Here is a 1,282-nt window from a genome sequence, read left to right as displayed (position 1 = left end):
CAGATCGTTATTCTGAAGCAAACGTTTGGCACGCATGGGAAGCGTTGTTAGAAGATGCAAAAAAGAAGCCCCTGCCATTCACTGAAGAAATCAGTAGTGGTATCGGTGATCAGCGGGTGAAAGATAACGCATAATTTGGGTAGAAAATCGTGCGTTGAAGTCTGGTCGTCTCAGTTTGACCGTTAGCAATAAAAAATAGGGCCTCTGGAGGTGTGTCTCCGGAGGCCTTTTGAGCTTTAAACATCAGTTGGAAACTTCAGCCCCACTAATGTTCGTAAATGGAATAGGGTCGTGTTCACGTCACGTGCCAGTTCCAACCATGTTTGATAGCGAAGGCGATTTTGGGGATCGTTCGGCGTTTCTAGTATTTCGGCAAAAGCAAGTGCCTCACCCGTCAATCGATTTTCATAGGTGATCGTGTTAAGCAAGTGATTTTGATGATCTGCATCGTAATGATTGATCAGCCGCAGTTCGGTGATGTTGTCGATGACGATCTTTTCACGTAAACCATAAATTTCAGAAGGCATAAACGAGTCGGTGGTGATACCAATATGAATGGTGATATTAAACGCCGGATAAGTTAAGAAAATGGTGCCAAGCCCGTCTGCACCAGTGTTGATGGCGGTGGCGAAATAGTTTCCGTTACTCGGGTGGCCAAAAAGCGAAAACGCAGCGTACAAAGGATACAAGCCCAGCATTTGCAGGGCACCTCCTGCTGACTCGGGGGTAAACCCTTGAAGCCGCTTGCCAGCCAAAACATCATCATAACCGGGAAATTCCTGCATAGCCGTAAATGTTGCTCCTTGGATGGCAGGCAGTTTGCGCACCGCAGTCAGGATGTTTTGAAAATTAGGCATGTGCAATGGATACACGGCCTCAAAAAAGTGTACTTCTGGATGAGTGCGAAGTAACTGTTCGGCTTCTTTGAATTCAGTCGGGTTCGTGAGCGCCGGCGGTTGAACAATGACATTTTTCCCGGCCATGATTGCCTGTTTAATTTGGGGAAAATGGCGCATATTAGGCGAGCTTGAACTGATGAAGACAGTTGTAAAATGCCGGCTTTGGAAAAACGCATTAAGATCGGAAAAAAAGACCGTTTCCGGATGCTTTTCCCTGATTGCTGCCATTTCTCGCGTTGTTTCTGTGAACGCTGTAGTTAATTGCCACTTTTCTGAAATGTCTGCGGCGTCAATGAATTCCAATGCATTCTCATTACCCCCGATGATGCCGTATTTCAGCATGCTAATCTCCTCCGCGTGTTGAATTATTTCTTTCATTATAA

At 45.9% G+C, this 1,282-nt stretch carries 1 protein-coding gene; it reads right to left on the bottom strand.

The window, feature by feature from the left end; translation table 11 throughout:
* Nucleotides 1-236: 236 nt before the first annotated feature.
* Nucleotides 237-1,241 (bottom strand): Gfo/Idh/MocA family oxidoreductase, encoded by a 1,005-nt coding sequence (locus ACWP87_RS13740; protein WP_014569696.1) that lies wholly within the window; start codon nucleotides 1,239-1,241, stop codon nucleotides 237-239.
* Between the last annotated feature and the right edge of the window lie 41 nt (nucleotides 1,242-1,282).

The organism is Lacticaseibacillus sp. 22 (assembly GCF_055413445.1).
The sequence above is the reverse complement of the archived record's forward strand: the minus strand, read 5'-3'. Positions and strand labels throughout refer to the sequence as shown.

What these genes read in the sequence shown, in the direction of transcription:
- ACWP87_RS13740 (WP_014569696.1), bottom strand. Translation starts at nt 1,241, where the DNA reads ATGCTGAAATACGGCATCATCGGGGGTAATGAGAATGCATTGGAATTC.